This is a genomic window from Staphylococcus sp. GW823-FHT05F06 (assembly GCF_058795495.1).
This window is the reverse complement of sequence record NZ_JBXAHW010000011.1, coordinates 15,515-37,497: the sequence shown is the minus strand read 5'-3', so window position 1 is coordinate 37,497 and position 21,983 is coordinate 15,515. Positions and strand designations below refer to the sequence as shown.

Here is a 21,983-nt window from a genome sequence, read left to right as displayed (position 1 = left end):
TTAAATTGAAGGTCATTCAAAGTAAAAAGGGCATATTAGTATAATAGGAGGAACAGTAAGATGAAAGTGTATAAGTTGAATTATCAACACCATAAAGATATTGTTGATGATAATGTATTAACGATGTTCGTAACAGCTGATAATCAAGATGAAGTTGAAGCGTTTGCGAAAAAATTACATTACAAGATTGAACATTTATCTCCATTAACTAAAAAGGAATTTGAAGATGAGAAAGCGAAAGATTCACACTATAGACTTGAACACGTGGATCACTATTTAAATTAATTATTCAATCATATATCAGAACATCCTGTGATCATTCGTTTGGTTACAGGTTTTTTTACGCATGAGATTAAATGTTAATGTCACTAATACAAGGAGTGTATAAATGGAAATAACAAATGTTAATCATATTTGTTTTTCAGTGAGTGATTTAAATACCTCTATACAATTTTATAAAGATATTTTACATGGTGACTTATTAGTATCAGGTAGAACGACAGCATATTTAACTATTGGTCATACTTGGATTGCACTGAATCAAGAAAAAAATATACCAAGGAATGAAATAAGTCATTCCTATACGCACATTGCTTTCTCCATAGATGAAGAAGATTTTCAACAGTGGATTCAATGGCTTAAAGAGAATCAAGTAAATATTTTAAAAGGGCGACCAAGAGACATTAAAGACAAAAAATCGATATATTTTACAGATCTGGATGGGCATAAAATTGAATTACATACTGGAACATTAAAAGATAGAATGGAATATTATAAATGTGAGAAGACGCATATGCAATTTTACGATGAGTTTTGATATTTTAATTGATATGTAATTTTTTGAAAAAATTTATGATTCATTTTGTAATAAAATTACTATATACTAAAATTTGTAATTTTCAATTATTTTAATGAGGTGAATCAATGAATAAATTATCAAAGTACATTGCAATAGCTACATTAGCATCGACAGTTACAATTTCAGCACCAATTCATACATATGCATGTGAATCTCATACTAAAGATAACCATAATCAAACGACACAACATCAAAATGCTCCCAACCTTGGTGAACAAAATGTAATGGCTGTCTCATGGTATCAAAATTCTGCCGAAGCGAAGGCACTTTATCTACAGGGATACAATACTGCAAAATATCAGTTAGATGAACATATTAAAAAGGATAAAGGTAAGAAAAAACTTGCTATAGCTTTAGACTTAGATGAAACAGTTCTTGATAATTCACCATATCAAGGATATGCTTCTATGCACGATACGTCTTTTCCAGAAGGATGGCATGAATGGGTTGCTGCAGCGAAGGCAAAACCTGTTTATGGCGCCAAATCATTCTTAAAATATGCTGACAAAAAAGGTATCGATATTTACTATATTTCTGACCGTGATAAGGAAAAAGATTTTAAAGCTACAAAGGAAAATTTAAAAAATATTGGACTACCGCAAGTGAAAGATAATCATATTTTACTAAAAGGGAAAAACGATAAAAGTAAAGCATCGCGACGTCAACAAGTCGAAAAAAATCATAAGTTAGTGATGTTATTTGGTGACAATTTGTTAGATTTTACAGATCCTAAAAAATCTACTGCTAAAGAACGTGAGAAACTCGTACAGAAGCATGCAAAAGATTTTGGCAAAAAGTATATTATTTTCCCAAATCCAATGTATGGAAGTTGGGAATCGACACTTTATCATAATCAATACGAAATAAGTAAGAATGAAAAGGATGAACTACGAAAGTCATCAATTAAACAATTTAATCCTAAAACGGGTGAAGTAAAATAATTCCTGACATTAAATACTAAATTTCTATTAGTAAAAGAAAGTTTTACACATAATTATTGTATTGTGTGCAGACACTTTAATAATTAATAAAGTTATATTTACATGGAGTACTTTAATTCCGTGTTATACCATTGCGAGGATGAAACAATGTACGCGTTGTTCCATCCTTTTTTTTATAAATATTTTCAATCGTATCTAGATTAATGTAAACTTATAATATAGAAAAGTTTACAATGTGCAATCGAATGATTTGAAAATGCTAATTTTTAAGAAAAAGGAGTTAAAGATTATGACATTAAACCTAGCTCAACGTGTGTTAAATCAAGAGTCATTAACAAAAGATGAAGCAATATCTATTTTCGAAAATGCTGAAATTGATACATTTGATTTATTAAATGAAGCCTATACAGTGAGAAAACATTACTATGGTAAAAAAGTTAAGCTTAATATGATATTAAATGCTAAAAGTGGTATCTGTGCAGAAGATTGTGGGTACTGTGGGCAATCTGTAAAAATGAAAGAAAAGCAACGTTATGCACTTGTTGAACAGGACCAAATTAAAGAAGGCGCTCAAGTGGCAACTGAAAATCAAATCGGTACATACTGTATCGTTATGAGTGGTAGAGGTCCTAGTAACAGAGAAGTCGATCATATTTGCGAAACAGTGGAAGATATTAAAAAGGTACACCCACAACTAAAGATTTGTGCGTGCTTAGGATTAACGAAAGAAGAACAAGCTAAAAAATTAAAGGCTGCTGGTGTCGATCGTTATAATCATAATTTAAATACGAGTGAGCGTTATCACGATGAAGTAGTAACTACACATACATATGAGGATAGAGTGAATACGGTTGAAATGATGAAAGATAATAATATTTCTCCTTGTTCAGGCGTGATATGTGGTATGGGAGAGTCGAATGAGGACATTATTGACATGGCATTTGCTTTAAGAGCCATTGATGCTGATAGCATTCCTATTAATTTTTTACATCCTATTAAAGGAACTAAATTTGGTGGATTAGATTTATTGTCACCAATGAAATGTTTAAGAATTATAGCGATGTTTAGGTTAATCAATCCAACAAAAGAAATTCGAATTGCAGGTGGACGGGAGGTAAATCTACGTTCATTACAACCACTCGCATTGAAAGCGGCTAATTCAATTTTTGTAGGAGATTACTTAATTACAGGCGGTCAACCGAATGAGGAAGATTATCGCATGATTGAAGATTTAGGGTTTGAAATCGACAGTTAAATTATAATTAAAAATATTTTCAATAAATGTAAATATAGTTTTAAATAAATTGTCATAATGCACTAACCATGCGCTGTTTTAATGATTTTTCAAAAGAATTAACAACAATTTAATCAAATTCTATTAAATTTTCGATGGATAATCCTTTAAAATTTTTTTTGAAAGCGTATACTAGGAATTGAGAGATGAGAGACAGTATGATCCATGCTTATTAAAAATTAAGATTAGGGGAATGAGATTACATTATTTCATTTTAAATCTTATTTTTTAATATAAATATAAAAGATGTTTTGGAGGAATACTTATGTCTAAATTTATTTATCAATCACCAGGAAGATATGTACAAGGGAAAGGTATTGTTAGCTCTATCGCTGAAGAAACAGAACGTCTTGGTAGTCACGCGTTGATTATTGCAGATGAAGTGGTTTGGAATATCACTGAAGAAAAAATAAAAGAAAGTTTCTCAGCAAATAACAACGTTGATTTTGAATATGAAGTATTTAAAGGAGAATCTTCTGAAGAAGAAATTCAACGTATAGTTAAACAATATAAAGAAAAAAACATTGACGTTGTTATTGGTTTAGGCGGAGGTAAAGCGTTAGATACAGGTAAAGCTGTAGCATTTGAACTTAAAGCAAGCGTCATCGATTTTGCGTCTACAGCATCAATGGATGCACCAACAGCAGCAGTATCTGTTATTTATAACGAAGATGGATCATTTAGTGGTTATGAATTCTACCCTAAAAACCCTGATACAGTTATCGTAGATTCTGAAATTGTTGCACAAGCACCTGTACGTTTATTTGCATCAGGTATGAGTGATGGTTTAGCAACATTAATCGAAGTTGAATCTACACTTCGTAGACAAGGGCAAAACATGTTCCATGGCAAACCTACATTAGCAAGTTTAGCAATCGCTCAAAAATGTGAAGAGGTTATTTTTGAATATGGTTACAGTGCTTATACTTCTGTAGAAAAACATATCGTGACACCACAAGTAGATGCTGTGATTGAAGCCAATACATTACTTTCAGGTTTAGGATTTGAAAACGGCGGATTAGCAGGTGCACACGCAATTCATAATGGATTCACAGCTTTAGAAGGAGATATCCACCACTTAACTCATGGTGAAAAAGTGGCATACGGTATTTTAGTACAATTAGTACTTGAAAATGCGCCAACTGAAAAATTCATGAAATACAAAACATTCTTCGATAATATCAATATGCCAACAACATTAGAAGGTCTTCACATTGAAAACACAAGTTATGAAGAATTAGTTCAAGTAGGTGAACGTGCATTAACACCAAATGATACGTTTGCTAACTTAAGTGATAAAATCACTGCTGATGAAATCGCAGACGCAATTTTAACTGTTAATGATTTATCTAAAAGTCAGTTCAACTAAAAGGAGTCGCTTTGAATGAAAAAGTTAATTCAAGATAAAAACACAATTTTAAAAGATATGCTTGATGGAATTACAGTTTCAAACAACGATGTTGAAGTTGTATCTGACACTATTGTTGTTAGAAAGCATAAAAAACAATCAGGTGTTGCACTCGTTTCTGGGGGCGGCAGTGGACATGAACCTGCACACGCAGGATTTGTAGCAGAAGGCATGCTCGATGCAGCTGTATGTGGAGAAATCTTCACTTCACCTACACCTGATAAAATATTAGATGCCATTAAAGCTGTGGACAATGGTGACGGCGTTCTACTTGTTATTAAAAACTATGCAGGAGACGTTATGAACTTTGAAATGGCTCAAGAAATGGCTCAAATGGAAGATATTAAAGTTGAAAGTGTTATTGTCAGAGATGATATTGCTATTTCTGACCCGGAAAAACGCCGTGGTGTAGCGGGTACAGTATTTGTGCATAAATATGCTGGATACCTAGCTGAAAAAGGTGTTGCACTTGATGAAATCAAATCTAAAGTTGAGGCACTTTTACCAGATATTAAAAGTATTGGTATGGCATTAACGCCTCCAATGGTACCCACAACTGGTAAAAACGGTTTCGATATTGAAGACAATCAAATGGAAATTGGTATCGGTATTCACGGTGAAAAAGGTTTACATCGTGAAGACGTACAACCTATTAACGTGATTGTTGAACGTTTACTCGATCAATTATACAAAGAAATTGAGAAAAAACCTTTAATCGTAATGGTTAACGGTATGGGTGGTACGCCACTATCAGAATTAAATATAGTTACTAAATATCTAGATGAACAATTCAATCAGAATGATATTGATGTTAAACAATGGTTCGTAGGTGACTATATGACAGCGTTAGACATGCAAGGCTTCTCTATAACTGTACTCCCCTTCAGTGAAGAATTGAGTGAAGCTTTAGCTGCACCTACAGCAAGTAAATATTTCTAATTTTAAGATTCAATAAGTAATAAATATATATTAAATTTTGAGGTGACTTAGAGAATGAATGTAGCAGATATCAAAGCACGCTTATTAGATTTAGAAAATACTTTTAAAGAAAAAGAAAGTGAACTGACTGATTTAGACAGAGCTATCGGTGATGGAGATCATGGTGTAAATATGGTCAGAGGTTTCGAACACTTAAAAGAAAAAATAGATGATCAAAGTATGCAAGCGCTATTTAAATCAACAGGTATGACATTAATGTCTAACGTAGGTGGTGCTTCTGGACCATTATACGGATTTGGTTTTATCAAAATGGCGAGTGCAGTGAATGATGAAATTGATCATGATAATCTTAAAGAGGTACTTAAAGCGTTTGCTGATGGCATTCAACAACGTGGTAAAGTCGAATTAAATGAAAAAACGATGTATGATGTTATCGAACGTGCGAGAGAAGCTGTTGAAAAAAATGAAACAGTAGATCTAGATAAACTACAATCATTTGCTAATGAAACCAAAAATATGGTAGCTACTAAAGGCCGTGCATCATATTTTAACGAAGCTTCAAAAGGTTATATTGATCCTGGTGCACAAAGTAGTGTTTATATTCTTAATGCAATTATAGGAGGAGAGTAAGTCATGACATCTATAGTAGTAGTAAGTCATAGTCATAAAATCGCAGAAGGTGTTAAACAATTAATCAATCAAATGACTGACGGTGGTGTTGACCTTATTGCCGTTGGTGGCTTAAGTGACGATGAAATCGGTACATCATTTGATCAAATCGTCTCTGTAATTAATGGACTTGAAAATGATGCGCTTTGTTTCTATGACATCGGTTCAGCAGGTATGAATTTAGACACAGCTTTAGAAATGTACGAAGGTGACCACAAAATTGTTAAAATGGAAGCGCCAATCGTTGAAGGAAGCTTTATTGCAAGTGTAGGAATTAAATCAAATATGAGTATGGATAGTGTTATCTCTGAAGTAAGAGCTAAATATCCTGAAGAATAATATGTAAAGATAGAGCATAAATATTGAAATTGTCGCTAGGAGTACCATAGCTAGTTAGTTATGGTGCTCCTAGTTTTTAATGTTAGTATACATACTAAAAGTAAGATGTAGCGTTAACGAAGATATTGTAAATATATTTCTGGTTAAATAGCTAAAAGATTTGTAAAAATTATAAAATCGAAAAAGATAAATAATCTCAAAACATAAAGGAAAATTTGTTTGTATAAGAATTATTAAGGAATATTGCTTTCTGTCTTATAATGTTTCATGTGTTGGTCACATATGACAAAGTTTGATGAAGTTAATATTTTTTATTTTTATAAATTGCGTCGGATTTATCTACAGTAGGATTTAGTGTTGGTTTATATAGTTGGTGATTAGCATATTCGGTTTTAGCAAATGCTTCTAATTTATCTATAAATTGATCTATTTCGATGTCTAGTTTTCTTTTAGAGAAAGTGATGCCATTTTTATCAAAATCCGGTGTATTATATTGATGGTGATAAATCTTATAAGCTACTTTAAGTTTGTTATATTGATTTTCGACTGGTTCATAGCTACCTAATAATTTTTGTATTATTGTATTCGATTGATCGCTATGATGACTCATTAGAGAAATTAAATTTTGAACATGGGTATCAAGAGATTTAAAATCTGTTTCAATATCTTGATAAATTTCCATTGTATTTTCTTTACTAAAGTTAGAAGTTTCGAAATTTAAGTAGTTATTTCTTACTTTTGCAGCTTTATAAGCTGTAACATCTAAAGAACTAACTTGATCGTTATGATAATCTTTTCTTTTATCTTTATCATCTTTTCTAAATTGGAACCAAAGTGCTATAAATGTACCTGCTAAAGTAAAAATGCCTCCGACTATTGCAGCTAAAAATTCACTCAACAATATCACCTCTATTAAATATTTTATAATCATATGATAATACTATATATTGTGTATTGCAAAAAAACTGTGCTTATATTTAAGTGTTAACATATATTTTTTTTATTATACAAACTTGATATTAATATAATTTGAATGGAAAATGAAGTTATCATATTTTAATAGTATAACCACTTAGAGATTTTAACTTTCAACCCTAAGTGGCTATTTAATAAATTTATACGGTGTTTTAATTAAAAATTATTTGGAATAATTTCAATATTCTCTTTTGTTGAATGGATTTTTGTGCATTCTACCGTGAACGTAGTAATACAGAATAAGTGCTATGATAACAAGCATCCCCATTGCCATATATAATTGACGATAACCAATAAATGGTATGATGATACCTAAAATAAATGGCCCCATACCCGCACCGAAATCCGCAAAGATATAAAATGTTGACGTTGCTAAGCCCATTTTATTTGCAGGTGATTGTTGAATTGCAATTGCTTGAGCAGTAGGTACGATAGTGCCATAACCAAAGCCGATGAATGCAGCTGCAATAAGCAAAATTATGCTTGTATGAGTAAAACCGAGAATAATAAGCCCAAATGTAAAGCTCAGTAAAACTGGATACATTACTTTGTTTTCACCATAATTGTCATAAATTTTACCTGTAAATGGGCGTGTGATAAACGTAACAATCGCAAAGACAATGAAGAAGAAACTTGATGTAGTAACGAGATTGATTTTTTCAGAGTAAATAGATAAAAATGATAAAACACTAGAATAAGCGACACCAATTAAGATGACTACCAAAGAAATAGGTAGTGCTTCTTTTTGCAGGTAAGCGTGCATACCACTTGGTTGATCTTTAGCTTCGAGATTATGATTAAGTACAGGTAGTCTTTTAATAAAAATACTTAATACAAATGCTATAAGAATACTTAATAGACTGATAGCAAAGATAGATTTAAACCCTAAATGGTTATTAAATACTAATCCAATAAAAGGGCCAATAGCAGAAGCAAGTGTTACACTTAATCCATAATAACCAATACCTTCACCTTTTCGATTCTCTGGGATGATTCGAGATGAAATGGTTCCTGTTGCCGTTGATGAGAATCCAAAGGCTATGCCATGAATAAATCGAATCAACATAAGAATCCATAGGCTTGTGATAGTGAAATATAATGCTATCGTAATAATTGAAAAGATGACGCCGTAAAGTAAGACCTTTTTAGGTTGTAAGTGATCTATGATTCTGCCAGAACCTAAACGTCCAGCTAGCATACCAATAATAAATATACCTGCAGCTAATCCACCTATACTTTCAGAGGCATGATATTTATCAATAGTATATTCAGTGATTGTTACGACCAACATGTAATGAATTAAATACATGAATAAGTTAACGAAAGTAATAAATATAAAGTCTTTCGTCCACAAACGGTTATTCGTTGATTGATTCGACATGCTATCCCTCCTCAATATAATGAAATTCTACGTTCTTAATGTTGTCATAACATCTATTATATATATCGGATATACTAATGTATAATTAGAATTGATTAATATAATATAAGTAAAGCTTATATAAAAGGAGAGAATTATGAACTTTGAACAGTTAGCATACGTAAAAAAGCTATATGAATTGGAATCAATGATTCAAGCGAGTGAAAGCATACATATTAGCCAATCTGCAATGAGTCAATCTCTCACAAATTTAGAAAAAGAATTAGGATATAAATTATTTTCGCGTTCTAGAAAAGGAACTACTTTAACAGAAGCAGGAAACCGTTTAATACCGTTTATATTAGAGATACTAGAGTCTAAAGATGCACTATTATCAGAAATAGCTATGATGAAGACAAATATTAAAGGAACACTTAGAGTTGGTACGATTCCAACTCTCTTTCATAAAATACTACCCAAAGCTTTATCTCAATTTAAAGCTAACCACCCTAATGTTGATGTTGAAGTCATTGAAGCTGATAAAGATAGAATAAAAATGTTGGTTAATCATGGTGACATTGATATTGGTCTGATAGGTGTTACAGAACGAGAGGATGAAGATAGTCAAGTATCACAACACTCACTTAATTTAACCTCTCATTTTAGATTGATTGTTCCTAAAAAGTCTAAATTAACTTTCAAAGAATATGTTAATTTGGAAGAAATTCAACAATATCCTTTTGTACTATATGATCGTGAGTTTTACCAACATCACTTGAAGAAATTTGAAGAAACGCACCATCCACTTAAGATTATTTTTAAAACCACTAATCCAATTGTTCTTATGCGAACAGTTGCTGAAGGTTTAGGTGTAGGTATCGTTTCAGCGTTAATGCTTGAAAATGAACCATTTTTAGATAACGAACTCATAGAGTCAGTAACCCTAGGTAAACCATTTGATTATGTAGTAAATTTTATAGCGATTGTAAATAAAGAAAAGTCAAAACAACAAATAGTATTAGAATTCATTCACTATTTAAAGAAAAATGAGTAACCGTTTTAAATACGTTAAGATAGACAATAAATGCGCAAGACAATTCAATGAATGTTTATGGAGGGATATAATTTTATGATTCATCTACAGAACATATTACCAGTCATTATATACGCTATTTTGCTTGCTATTCATTACTTTTTATCGCGTACGGGAAATAAAATTTTAGGCCTTATTGTGCCTGTTGGTGTGATTGCAAGTCTTATATATATGTATCAAGCCGATATTATACATATGAAACTGATTGGCGTTATTATTATAGGTATTGTGGCTCTATTATTCTTGGCAGAGGAGTGGCATAGAGCACAAAAGGATAAATAAAGGAAGTTAGTAATCCCTCAAGATGATTATGGCATAACAGTCGTTGAGAAATTTTCAGGCTTTATATCATATAAATAAAGTTGAACATCATAAATAACAACGTGAGGATTAAGTTTAACGAAAAGCGTTTTGTTATTAAATAGTGTTGTGTAAATGATGACGCTAGTAAGTTTGGACTTGAAAAGGCATGTAGATAAATCAACTAGTGATATATGATAAATATCCGAGACATCATCAAATGTCTCGGTATTTTTATGTATTCACATATGAGGATAGAACTAAAATGTGATTATAACAAGATTTAACTCATTCTATTGAAATGTGTAGTTCATCCTATTCGATACGAATTTTATTTTACTTCTGTTAATTTTTAATCATTTTATACAGTTAAGTACTTATATAAGACTTCTAGGATATATTTCACAATGTAGTAATAATTCTTGTTAATGTTCAAGTAAGACTACCATTCATGTTATACCTACCAACTTGTTTCTGTAATAGTCTTCCACACAATCTTAAGTTTGGTGTCTACAACTTCATTTTGAAAGGAGTACCATTCTATGTCTAACATTTCGATGACGACTTCTAAACGTAATGCTATCGTTACGGTAATGCTCATTAGTGCTTTTGTGTCTATGCTCAATCAAACTATTTTAAACACTGCACTACCAGCAATCATCAAAGGACTGAACATCACAGAAACAACAGCACAATGGTTAATTACCGGATTTATGCTTGTTAACGGTATTATGATTCCACTCACTGCTTTTTTAATGGATAAATATTCGACACGCCATTTATATATTTTCTCAATGGCTATTTTTCTTCTAGGATCTATTGTAGCGGCATTTTCACCTACTTTTTCTATTTTAATGATATCTCGGATTATCCAAGCGATTGGTGCCGGCATCCTTTTACCATTGATGCAGTTTACAGTATTTACGTTATTTCCTGCTGAACAACGTGGGTTTGCGATGGGATTAGCAGGTGTGGTTGTACAAAGTGCACCTGCTATTGGTCCAACGTTAACTGGATTATTCGTAGATTTATTTAGTTGGAGAATGCCTTTTTATCTTGTTTCAGCAATTGCTGCGGTAGCTTTTATTTTAGGTTTCTTCTTCGTAGAAAATAATACAAAAACAAAAGACATTGTTCTTGATAAAATTTCTGTAGTTTATTCTACTTTCGGCTTTGGTTTAATATTATTCGCATTTAGTAGCGTGAGTACGTTTGGTATCACCTCTCTACCTGTCATTGTGACATTTGTACTCGGTATAGCCATTATCATAATTTTTACAACGCGTCAGCTTAAATTAAAACATCCATTGTTAAATATGCGTGTGTTTAAAAATAAAGTGTTCACACTTTCAGCTGTTTCTTCAATGCTTGTATATATTACGATGGTAAGTCCTGCGTTACTCATACCTATCTACATTCAAACAGGTTTAGGTCAATCAGCATTACTATCAGGTGTTGTTGTACTTCCAGGCGCGGTCATTAATGGATTAACGATGGTTTATACAGGAAAAATTTTTGATAAGCATGGTATTAAAGTGCTTGTGATACCTGGTTTTATCTTACTCATTAGTATGACATTCTTATATTCATTCCTTACTACAGGAACGCCATATTGGTTTGTTATTCTTGTTTACACTATAAGAATGATTGCGTTAGGATTATTAGTTATGCCTCTTAATACAGTTGGACTGAATGCACTTGAGTCAGATGATGTCTCACATGGTACAGCAATTATGAATTCCTTACGCATCATTGCAGGTGCTATGGGTACAGCGGTTAGTGTGACGATTCTATCAATAGTGGCAAAACAGTATACAGCTTCACACTCGACAATGTCAAAAATGAAACTAACACAAGAAGCAACTGTACATGGTATAGATGTTGCATTTATTTTTACTACAGTATTAATCATTATTGGATTTATTTTAGCGTTATTCATAAAAGAAGAAAAAAATCATTAATTATTCAAAAAAACTGTATAAGAGAGACCGAATTATGGGATGAACCTGGGACACAAATCGATGTTCCAGGTTTTTTATAATGTAAAAACAGTGATGAACTTCTGGGCATTAACAGAGTGTATTTCAATAGACAAAGCAATTTGGCTATCGACTATCAAAGAGTGGCACAATGAAGGCATTATGAATATATGTCTTATACTTCAGCTTTTTAGTAGAAAATCAAATGGACTAATGGTGGTTAAATAAAAAATGAATTCCATCATAATTTCTAAATTCAAGCCTCTCCATCCAGCACTTAAATAAACTGATGAAATATTTTTATTTAAAATGAAATCGATTATCGAGAAATTGAAAGAACTTTTTAATCAATTCATTTAATATGAAACTTGCATTTAAATATAAAAAAGATTATATATAGTATGTGATGCAAAATTGAATTGCGTTTAATTTATATGAGGTTAATCACTTTCTTTAAAGGTTTAAAAAGTATTATATGTTTTAACAGAGAAAGAAGGATGAATGTGAAGCAATTAAGTACAACTTTAAAAGTCCGATTAATATGCGATTTTTTTCAAAATATTATAGTCACGGCATTTTTACCATTTATTGCGTTGTATTTAACAGATATGGTCAATCAACATTTTTCAGGGCTTTTTTTATTTGGGCTTGTAATGATAAATTTTCCAATTTCTTTGATTTCAGGTCATATTATTGAACGTTTACCTAAAAAGACGTTAACACTTAGTTATCAATTTATATTAAGTTTAATGCTCGTAATTATGGCGATTTCAATATCACAACATACTTTTAAGATCATTTTATTTTGTATCGCTTACGCAATATTTAGTATCACAATAGGCATGCAGCAACCTATAATGGACACGATTATTATGGATGCGATTACGCCTGAAGTTGAGCAATATATTTATAAGATAAGTTATTGGCTGACGAATATTGCTGTAGCCTTTGGTGCGCTCATAGGTGGATTGATGTATGGGGCACATAAATCTATGTTGTTTTTCATCGCTTTTGTCATTTACATTATGGTTTTTATAGCACTTATCGTATGGTTGCCTAAAGATTTAAATATTGTTACTCAGTCGCACACACATCATGCTAATGAGAAACAATTCTCCATGGGTCAAATATTAAAAAGTTATAAACCAGCATTTAAAGATACAACATATCTACTTCTAATTATAGGATTTAGTATTTTAACAATGGGTGAGTTATCTGCATCATCGTACATTTCAGTGCGTTTAAAACGAGAGTTTGATCCGATGATATTGTTTTCGTTACATATCAATGGCGTTAAAATGTATTCACTTCTATTAATGACGAATACAATCATTGTTATAATTTTTACCTATTTTTATTTCAAAAATTGTTATGAGAATGAATGTTAAAACAGCATTATTGATTGGAATTATTTTTTATGTCATTGGATATTCGAACCTCACTTATCTTAATGATTTTACGTTACTTATCATATTTATGATTATAGCGACGATAGGTGAAATGGTATATTCTCCAATTCTTGAAGAAAATCGTTTTAAAATGGTTCCTTCTCATAAAAGAGGGACATATTCAGCAGTGCATGCTTTAGGATTTAACCTAGCTGAATTACTTGCAAGATTTGGAATTATATTAGGAGTGTTTTTAACTTCAATGGAGATGGGGATCTATATGTTTGTTTTATTATTGCTAGGTGGCATGTCACTTTACATTGCAGTGAGTCGTTTTAATAATACAAATTCACAATAATTTTTTAAATTAGAAATGTACAATTCATACCAAATTGCTCGTAATTTTAATAAAACTATATTTATTAAGATTTTGTTAATTTTTATTTTCCTAATTGTTTTCTATAGTGAGAATATACTAATATAAATCATGGCTAGAAAATATGATGTAAGTTGTTTATGAGTTATTATGGGAATGAATATGAAAGAAGGACTCTAATGAATATTGAAGCACTATATTTTCAAAAATATTTTTATTTTAAACATTTAAATCAATCAAGTTCAGAACACAGGGTGACATACTGGGTAAAGTTAAGTCGCGACATTGAGTTACATAGATTAATGTATGCATTAGTAGATGTCGTTCAAAATCAACCTGTGTTGCGTACACAGTTTGTGACAGATGATTTTAATCAACTCAAGATAAATTTAAGAGATTTTTTTCCATTTATTGAAATTAAAGAAGTTAATGAAATGTCGCAAAGCATAGATTTAGAAGCATTCTTTACACGTAATTTAAATTCCTACCATTTCAATCAATTACCTCTGTTTAATTTTAAGATATATCAATTTCTAGATGACGCCTACTTACTTTTAGATTTCCATGCTACTATTTTTAATGAAAGTCAATTAACTCCATTTTTACAACAATTAAATATCGCCTATACCCACTCTTTAAAAAGTGAATATAGTATCTCGGATTTTTATAATTGGATTAAAGAAATGAATCAAAAGATGGATCAAAATCAAGTTGTGTGTCCATCAAAGCACTTCAACGTATTGAATGCAGACGGTGATAATTACGCTTACATACCTGTTAAGAATACATGTGAAAAGAAAAAAATGTGTTCTTTGCATGCAGAACTACCATCTTTAGACATTGATGTGTGGATTGTAAGTATTTACTTAGCGCATCATTTTATAAGTCAATCTTCTGATGTGACGTTAGGCATCCATTTTTCGATAGATAATAAAAATACTGAGAATATGATGGTTTTAAACACAGACATTGCCCCACTTAATTTAAGTATTAGTCAAAGTGACGTCGTAAAAGATATGGTAGATGAGTGTTCCGCGCTACTTGAAGAGCTTCAAATGTGTGGTGCGTCTTTTGTTGTTCAACCTAAAGCAGTACAAACAGATGTAGAAACGATGATTCATATTGAAAAAGTACAAGAACAATTTGAGCTTAATCATATATGTCATCATATACATCGTCTATACAATGAAGCATCATCATTCGCGGATTTAGAGTTTTATCCTCATGTGCAGGATGGTTTTGATATAGTTTATAATGACAACGTTTATGATGATTTAACTGTACATACGTTAGTCAAATTAATTAATGGGATTTATATGCAAATTACACAAAATCCATCATTATTAATTAAAGATATAAAACTCAGTGATCGCTCAGATTTAGCTAAATATAATGACATCAATAATCAAAACAATGACATTAATTATAGTGAGGTCACTTATAAAACCGTGGTTGAAAGATTCGAACGTCAAGTGCACCAACATCCCGATAGTATTGCGTTGCAATATGAACAACGATCGATGACATATCATCAATTAAATCAATGTGCGAATCTTTTAGCATATAGATTGCGTTTAAATCATCAGATTGAACCTAATGATATGGTGGCATTAATAGCAGAACGCAGCTTAGAAATGATTATTGGAATGTTAGGGATCTTGAAAGCTGGTGCAGGCTACATACCAATTGATCCGGATTATCCTGAAGAAAGAATGAATTATATTATTGAGGACGCAAAACCTAAAGCGGTTGTAACATATCGTACATCATTTCAATCAGGTTTACCTCAAATGGATATAGAATTGATAGTTGATTCAAGAGAACATGATATTGATAACCCGAGAGGCATTAATTGTTCAGAAGATATCGCTTATGTCATCTATACATCAGGAACGACTGGTAAACCTAAAGGGACACTGGTGCCACATAGAGGAATTGATCGCTTAGTACACAATCCAAATTATGTCGAATTGAACGAAAATACAACCGTCTTATTATCAGGAACAGTAGCTTTTGATGCAGCAACCTTTGAAATATATGGTCCATTATTGAATGGTGGACGGTTAGTCATTACATCTAAAGATACGTTGTTAAATCCTCAATTGTTAGATCAAGCTATTACTGAAAATAAAGTCAACACGATGTGGTTAACGTCATCTTTATTTAATCAAATTGCTAGCGAACGTATCGAAGCACTAGAATCTTTAACTTATTTGCTTATTGGTGGGGAAGTGTTAAATGCTAAATGGGTTCACTTATTAAATTCGCGTGAGTGTCATCCTCAAATAATCAATGGTTATGGACCGACAGAGAATACAACATTTACTACAACTTTTGCGATTCCACAAGAGATGCCTTCACGTATACCTATTGGTTTACCTATTAGTGGAACGACAGTTTATGTCATGCAAGGTAATCGTATTTGTGGCGTAGGTGTTCCAGGTGAATTGTGCATTGGTGGTGCAGGTTTAGCAAAAGGTTATTTAAATCAACCTAAACTTACTGCTGAACGTTTTATTCAGTCACCTTTTAACAATGAAATGCTTTATCGAAGCGGTGATTTAGTTCGTCTTCAAGAAGATGGCTATATTGATTATATTAGTCGTATCGATAAGCAAGTTAAAATACGCGGTTTTAGAATAGAATTATCAGAAATTGAAAAAGCATTAGAAGCTATACGTGATATTAATAAAGCTGTAGTCATCGTTCGAGAGCAAGACCAAGATAAACAAATAGTGGCATATTATGAAGCATCGCAATTAAAATCAACAGGTCAATTAAAAGATATTTTAAGTGAAACATTACCTGAATATATGGTACCTGTGCATTTTATGAAGGTGGATCGTATACCTATCACGATGAATGGGAAATTAGATGTGCGTTCATTACCTGAAATTAATCTAAAGAATAATAGAAATTATGTAGAACCACGTAATGATATTGAACGTACCGTTTGCCGTATTTTCGAAGAGATTTTACATGTTGATCAGGTAGGTGTTAAAGATAATTTCTTTGAACTAGGTGGACACTCTCTTAGAGCAACATTAGTTGTAAACCGTATCGAAGAAAGGTTAAAAAAACGTCTTAAAGTAGGTGATTTAATGAAATCGCCTACTGTAGAGCAACTTGGACAACAAATTGAAGAACTGCAAAATGATGTCTATGAAGTGATTCCCAAAGCAAATGAATCGTATCAATATGATTTAAGTGCGTCTCAAAAAAGTATGTATCTTTTATGGAAGGTCAATCCTAAAGACACAGTGTATAACATTCCATTCTTATGGAGATTATCTTCTGAACTTAATGTTATGCAATTGCAACGTGCATTATCTAAGTTGATTGAACGTCATGAAATATTACGAACACAATATGTAATTGATGACAATGAAGTTAAACAACGTATTGCGACACATGTTTCACCTGATTTTGAAGAGGTAACGACATCTCTAACGAATGAGCAAGATATTATTCAATCATTTATGGAACCGTTTGATTTAGAACAACCAAGTCAGATGCGAGTTAAATATATACATGGACCACAACAAGATTATTTATTTATGGATACTCATCATAGTATTAATGATGGTATGAGTAACACGATTTTACTATCTGATTTGAACGCTTTATACCAAGATAAATCATTACCTGAACTTAAGCTTCAGTATAAAGATTATAGTGAGTGGATGGTGCACAGAGACTTATCTAAACAACGTCACTTTTGGTTACAACAATTTGAAAATCAGGTTCCAATATTAAATATGCCTACGGATTATCCTAGACCAAGTATTAAAACAACCAACGGTAATATGTTGACATTTCATTACAATCGTCAAATCAAACAGCAATTGAAATCTTATGTAGAACAACATCAAGTGACAGACTTTATGTTCTTTGCTAGTGCAATCATGGTATTATTGCACAAATATACACGTCAGGACGATATCGCTATTGGTAGTGTAATCAGTGCGCGTACCCATCGCGATACTGAAAATATGTTAGGTATGTTTGCTAATACACTTGTATATCGTGGTCGACCTCATGATCAAAAGACATGGGATCAATTGATGGCTGAGATGAAAGAAATGTGTCTAGGGGCATATGAACATCAAGAATATCCTTTTGAAAGCTTAGTCAATGATCTTGTTGATGAAAGAGATGCTTCACATAATCCGTTATTTGATGTGATGCTCGTACTTCAAAATAATGAAACAAATCATGCGAATTTTGGACATAGTCAATTGACACATATTCCACCTCAGTCAACAACAGCTAAATTTGATTTGTCATTTATTATTGAAGAAGATCAAGATGACTATGTCATCAATATTGAATATAATACAGATTTATATAAACAAGAGACCATTCATCATATTGCTGAACAACTTCAAATGATTATTAAACATGTAATATCTACCGAAAACCTAAAAATTCAAGATATTGATGAAAATGATGACTTATTAATTTGGTTGGACAAGCATGTGAATGATTGTTCTTTAAACTTGCCAAAAAATAAGTCAATACAGCAACTTTTACATGATGTCATGAAAGCGAAAGCAGATGATGTAGCACTTAAAATGAATGGACAATCGATGACGTATCAAGAACTTGATGATTATTCTAATAGTATGGCTCAAACATTGATACAAAATGGAATTCAAAAAGGGGAACGTGTAGCCCTTTTAACTGAACGAAGTTTTGAAATGGTTGCTAGTATGATTGCTGTATTAAAAGTTGGAGGTTCTTATGTACCTATTGACGTCACTTATCCCAATAAACGCATTGAATTTATTATTGAAGACGCTGAAGTCGCAGCAGTGCTCACATATGGAAAAACAATATCCTCACATATACCAGTAATTAAAATTGAAGATATTGATAACACTGAAAATAATAAAAGGTTAAATATAGAATATGCAGGGAATTTGGAAGATGATATGTATCATATTTATACATCTGGAACAACAGGAAAGCCTAAAGCAGTATCAGTGAAACAACGTAATATATTAAATTTAGTATGTGCTTGGACAAAAAGACTCAATTTATCCGATGATGAAGTTTATCTGCAGTACGCTAATTATGTGTTCGATGCTTCAGCAACTGATTTCTACTGTAGTTTATTAAATGGATATCCGCTTGTCATTGCAACATCAGTTGAGCGGACCAATACAGATTTATTAGAAAAGTTAATTTCACAAGAAAATATCACCATCGCATCTATTCCACTACAGGTATATAATGTGATGCATCATTTCTATATTCCTAAAGTGATTACAGGAGGTGCGACAAGTACTCCAGCATTTGTTCAACATATTTCTAAGCATTGTGATATGTACGTTAATGCCTATGGGCCTTCTGAAAATACAGTTATCACATCTTGTTGGATATACGAAAAAGGTGACGCCATACCATCGACTATTCCGATTGGGAAACCGTTAGCTAATGTTGATATTTTTATTATGTCAGGCGGTAAACTATGTGGCGTTGGTATTCCAGGTGAATTATGTATTGCAGGAGAAAGTTTAACTTCAGGATATTTAAACAGACCCGAACTTTCTGCTGAAAAATTTATAAATAATCCTTTTGGGCCAGGACAACTTTATCGAAGTGGTGATTTAGCACGATTGATGCCAGATGGGCAAATTGAATTTCTTGGTAGAATAGACAAGCAAGTTAAAGTACATGGCTATCGCATTGAACTAGGTGAAATTGAAAATATCATTAATTCAGTAGATACTGTTACAGATAGCGTTGTTATTTTAGCTAAACAGGGTGAGCGTGAAGTGCTGCATGCTTATTATGTTGGAAGTCAAGAAGACGAAAATCATATTTCACAACATTTAAATCAATATTTGCCTAAATACATGATTCCTAAGACATTAACAGCTATTAGCGAAATTCCATTAACAGGAAATGATAAGGTGGATGAGTCAAGATTACCTGTACCTAATGTACACAAAAATAAATTTGTTGCACCACGTAATAATATCGAACGAGAAATAGCACAAATCGTTAGCGGAGTGTTGGACGTATCGTCTATGAGTATAGATGATGACTTCTTTGAAATGGGTGGTACATCACTAGATGCTATGGTGGTAGTATCAAAACTAAAATCAAATGGCATACACATTACAATGCAAGATGTATATCAATTTAAAACTGTTCGTTATATAGCTAATCACACAGAAAAACGCCAAGCACTACCAGAAGTAGTATTACCAGATCATCTACCACAATTACAATCTTTGGTTGAAAGACGATACCAACTAAAATCACAACACCTAACGCAATCATCTCTAGGTCATGTATTGCTAACTGGTGCAACAGGGTTCCTAGGCGCATATTTAATTGATGAAATGCAAGATGATGCTGATCAAATTACATGTATTGTCAGAGGTCATGATATCAATCAAGCTAAAACTAACTTGGAAAATAATTTAAATTGTTATTTTGATACGGCTCATGTGGATAAATTAATGAAGCACATTGATATTATTTTAGCGGATTTATCAGAACTTGACCATCTCATTATCGATTCAGCCATTGATACAATTATTCATGCTGGAGCTCGTACAGATCACTTTGGCGATGATGAAACATTTTTCGATGTCAATGTAAGAAGTACACAAGCATTAATTGATTTAGCTAAGGATAAAAAAGCGAAATTAATCTATATATCAACGATAAGTGTGGGTACGGTATTTGAAGTACATCAAGACGATATTACATTTTCTGAAAAAGATTTATATAAAGGCCAGTTATTTACATCACCATACACTAAAAGTAAGTTTTATAGCGAGATTAAAGTGTTAGAAGCGGTTAATGAAGGTTTAGCAGCTCAGATTATAAGATTAGGAAATCTGACAAGTGCTTCTACTGGACCATTAAATATGAAAAATTTAACAACTAATCGTTTTAGTATTGTCATGCATGATTTATTAAAAATGCCGTTTATAGGAGAAAGTATATCGAAAGCTAAAGTTGAATTTTCATTTATCGATGTCACAGCGCGCCATATTATTAAATTGGCAAGATCCAATGCAATACCTATTATTTATCATGTATACGCACCATGTTCAATAACTATGAAACAAGTAATTGACAATGCCAAAGGGTCAGAAATGACTGTAGTAAGTGATAGTGAGTTTGAACAGAAATTACATGAATTAGGTATGCATGAATTGATTGGTCTTAATAGTAATGGAGATAATCAAATTTCAGGTGTGACAGATTCAAATATGACTCAAACAGTAATGAAAGAATTACAAGGTGAGTGGCCACATCTTTCTTACCAATGGTTGCAGCAGTGGTACCATTTATTGTTTGAAAAATTTGATGCCAACTAGAGGTGAATCATGTATTTGTATGTGACTAAGATGACAGAAACTTTAGAGGAAGTAGAATTGCTTTTGAATAGAAGTTCTCGTCAGTTGAAAAAGCCAGAACGTATACACTATAGATTTTTAAAGGATCGACTTATGCACCAATTAGGTGATGCATTGATTCAGTATGCTATTGAACAATGTGCTGGATTAACTCCTAAAGAATGGGAGTATCACATCACAACTATGGGTAAAGTAGAGATACGAAGTTCTTGTCATATATACGTGAGTATTTCGTATAGTTATCCTTATATCGTTTGTATAATAGATAATCAGCCTATTGGTATTGATATCGAAGAAATGAAAGACTTGGATTATAAATATTTGGCGAAGAATTTTACAACAAATGAATTTAACCAAGTGACTACACTTAAAGATTTTTATGAAATTTGGACTAAGAAAGAAAGTTATACAAAACTCATCGGTGAGGGATTGATGAATGGTTTAGACTGCTATGATGTGACGCAAAATTTGAGATTTTTAAAAAAACATGTCCAATTTACCTCAGTAGATTATTTTAAAAGACTCATTCAAATATGTCATATGAGTAAACATAGTTTGAACTTTGAAGTGGTGCCGCTCACACAATTATTATAATGGTGTAAATTTACAAAAGACGCTTAAGCGATATGAAAATCGTTTGAGTGTCTTTTTAAACTTTAAAGGTTGTACGATTGACTAATT

16 protein-coding genes and 1 pseudogene are annotated in these 21,983 nt (G+C 32.0%); 15 read left to right on the top strand and 2 right to left on the bottom strand.

Annotated features, from left to right (window positions below; all coding sequences use genetic code 11):
• Window positions 1-60: 60 nt before the first annotated feature.
• From AC1Q7N_RS08265 to dhaM, 8 genes are all read left to right on the top strand, one after another.
• The gene (locus tag AC1Q7N_RS08265) at window positions 61-285 is read left to right on the top strand and encodes a hypothetical protein (RefSeq protein WP_001830485.1); all 225 of its coding nucleotides are present in this window, start codon (window positions 61-63) and stop codon (window positions 283-285) included.
• A gap of 103 nt (window positions 286-388) precedes the next feature.
• Window positions 389-817 (top strand): FosB family fosfomycin resistance bacillithiol transferase, encoded by a 429-nt coding sequence (locus AC1Q7N_RS08260; protein WP_002500329.1) that lies wholly within the window; start codon window positions 389-391, stop codon window positions 815-817.
• 107 nt (window positions 818-924) lie between these two features.
• The gene (locus tag AC1Q7N_RS08255; protein WP_002484650.1) at window positions 925-1,800 is read left to right on the top strand and encodes a 5'-nucleotidase, lipoprotein e(P4) family; all 876 of its coding nucleotides are present in this window, start codon (window positions 925-927) and stop codon (window positions 1,798-1,800) included.
• 289 nt (window positions 1,801-2,089) lie between these two features.
• The gene (bioB, locus tag AC1Q7N_RS08250; RefSeq protein WP_002500328.1) at window positions 2,090-3,055 is read left to right on the top strand and encodes a biotin synthase BioB; all 966 of its coding nucleotides are present in this window, start codon (window positions 2,090-2,092) and stop codon (window positions 3,053-3,055) included.
• Window positions 3,056-3,359: 304 nt separating this feature from the next.
• Window positions 3,360-4,463 carry a glycerol dehydrogenase gene (locus AC1Q7N_RS08245; protein WP_001830573.1) on the top strand — a complete coding sequence of 368 codons (1,104 nt, stop codon included), beginning with the start codon at window positions 3,360-3,362 and terminating at the stop codon, window positions 4,461-4,463.
• Between the two features lie 15 nt (window positions 4,464-4,478).
• A complete protein-coding gene (gene dhaK / locus AC1Q7N_RS08240) occupies window positions 4,479-5,441 on the top strand; it encodes a dihydroxyacetone kinase subunit DhaK (RefSeq protein WP_002467644.1) in 963 nt (320 codons plus the stop codon).
• Window positions 5,442-5,495: 54 nt separating this feature from the next.
• Window positions 5,496-6,071 carry a dihydroxyacetone kinase subunit DhaL gene (dhaL, locus tag AC1Q7N_RS08235; protein ID WP_002485981.1) on the top strand — a complete coding sequence of 192 codons (576 nt, stop codon included), beginning with the start codon at window positions 5,496-5,498 and terminating at the stop codon, window positions 6,069-6,071.
• Window positions 6,072-6,074: 3 nt separating this feature from the next.
• Window positions 6,075-6,449, top strand: coding sequence for a dihydroxyacetone kinase phosphoryl donor subunit DhaM (gene dhaM, locus AC1Q7N_RS08230; RefSeq protein ID WP_001830585.1), 375 nt, complete (start codon window positions 6,075-6,077; stop codon window positions 6,447-6,449).
• Between the two features lie 301 nt (window positions 6,450-6,750).
• Here dhaM and AC1Q7N_RS08225 read toward each other — a convergent pair whose 3' ends face one another.
• Together AC1Q7N_RS08225 and AC1Q7N_RS08220 are read right to left on the bottom strand one after the other, a co-directional pair.
• Window positions 6,751-7,347: a hypothetical protein gene (locus tag AC1Q7N_RS08225; RefSeq protein WP_002473413.1), complete on the bottom strand. Its 597-nt coding sequence runs from the start codon at window positions 7,345-7,347 to the stop codon at window positions 6,751-6,753.
• Window positions 7,348-7,602: 255 nt separating this feature from the next.
• Window positions 7,603-8,805, bottom strand: a complete 1,203-nt coding sequence (locus tag AC1Q7N_RS08220) for an MFS transporter (RefSeq protein WP_002485991.1) — start codon at window positions 8,803-8,805, stop codon at window positions 7,603-7,605.
• 136 nt (window positions 8,806-8,941) lie between these two features.
• Between AC1Q7N_RS08220 and AC1Q7N_RS08215 the strand changes: the two genes are divergently transcribed.
• The 7 genes and pseudogenes from AC1Q7N_RS08215 (at window position 8,942) to ausB (ending at window position 21,896) form a co-directional block, all read left to right on the top strand.
• On the top strand, window positions 8,942-9,838 hold the full coding sequence (locus tag AC1Q7N_RS08215; protein WP_002477288.1) for a LysR family transcriptional regulator: 897 nt from the start codon (window positions 8,942-8,944) through the stop codon (window positions 9,836-9,838).
• Window positions 9,839-9,913: 75 nt separating this feature from the next.
• A complete protein-coding gene (locus AC1Q7N_RS08210) occupies window positions 9,914-10,159 on the top strand; it encodes a hypothetical protein (protein WP_002485987.1) in 246 nt (81 codons plus the stop codon).
• 560 nt (window positions 10,160-10,719) lie between these two features.
• Window positions 10,720-12,138 (top strand): MDR family MFS transporter, encoded by a 1,419-nt coding sequence (locus AC1Q7N_RS08205; protein WP_002485964.1) that lies wholly within the window; start codon window positions 10,720-10,722, stop codon window positions 12,136-12,138.
• A gap of 39 nt (window positions 12,139-12,177) precedes the next feature.
• Window positions 12,178-12,384 carry a hypothetical protein gene (locus AC1Q7N_RS08200; RefSeq protein ID WP_002456765.1) on the top strand — a complete coding sequence of 69 codons (207 nt, stop codon included), beginning with the start codon at window positions 12,178-12,180 and terminating at the stop codon, window positions 12,382-12,384.
• A 275-nt stretch (window positions 12,385-12,659) separates the two neighbouring features.
• Window positions 12,660-13,902, top strand: a pseudogene (locus AC1Q7N_RS08195) (MFS transporter).
• 197 nt (window positions 13,903-14,099) lie between these two features.
• Window positions 14,100-21,263: an aureusimine non-ribosomal peptide synthetase AusA gene (gene ausA, locus AC1Q7N_RS08190; RefSeq protein ID WP_162158406.1), complete on the top strand. Its 7,164-nt coding sequence runs from the start codon at window positions 14,100-14,102 to the stop codon at window positions 21,261-21,263.
• Window positions 21,264-21,272: 9 nt separating this feature from the next.
• The gene (gene ausB, locus AC1Q7N_RS08185) at window positions 21,273-21,896 is read left to right on the top strand and encodes an aureusimine biosynthesis 4'-phosphopantetheinyl transferase AusB (RefSeq protein ID WP_021298965.1); all 624 of its coding nucleotides are present in this window, start codon (window positions 21,273-21,275) and stop codon (window positions 21,894-21,896) included.
• The last annotated feature ends 87 nt before the right edge of the window (window positions 21,897-21,983 follow it).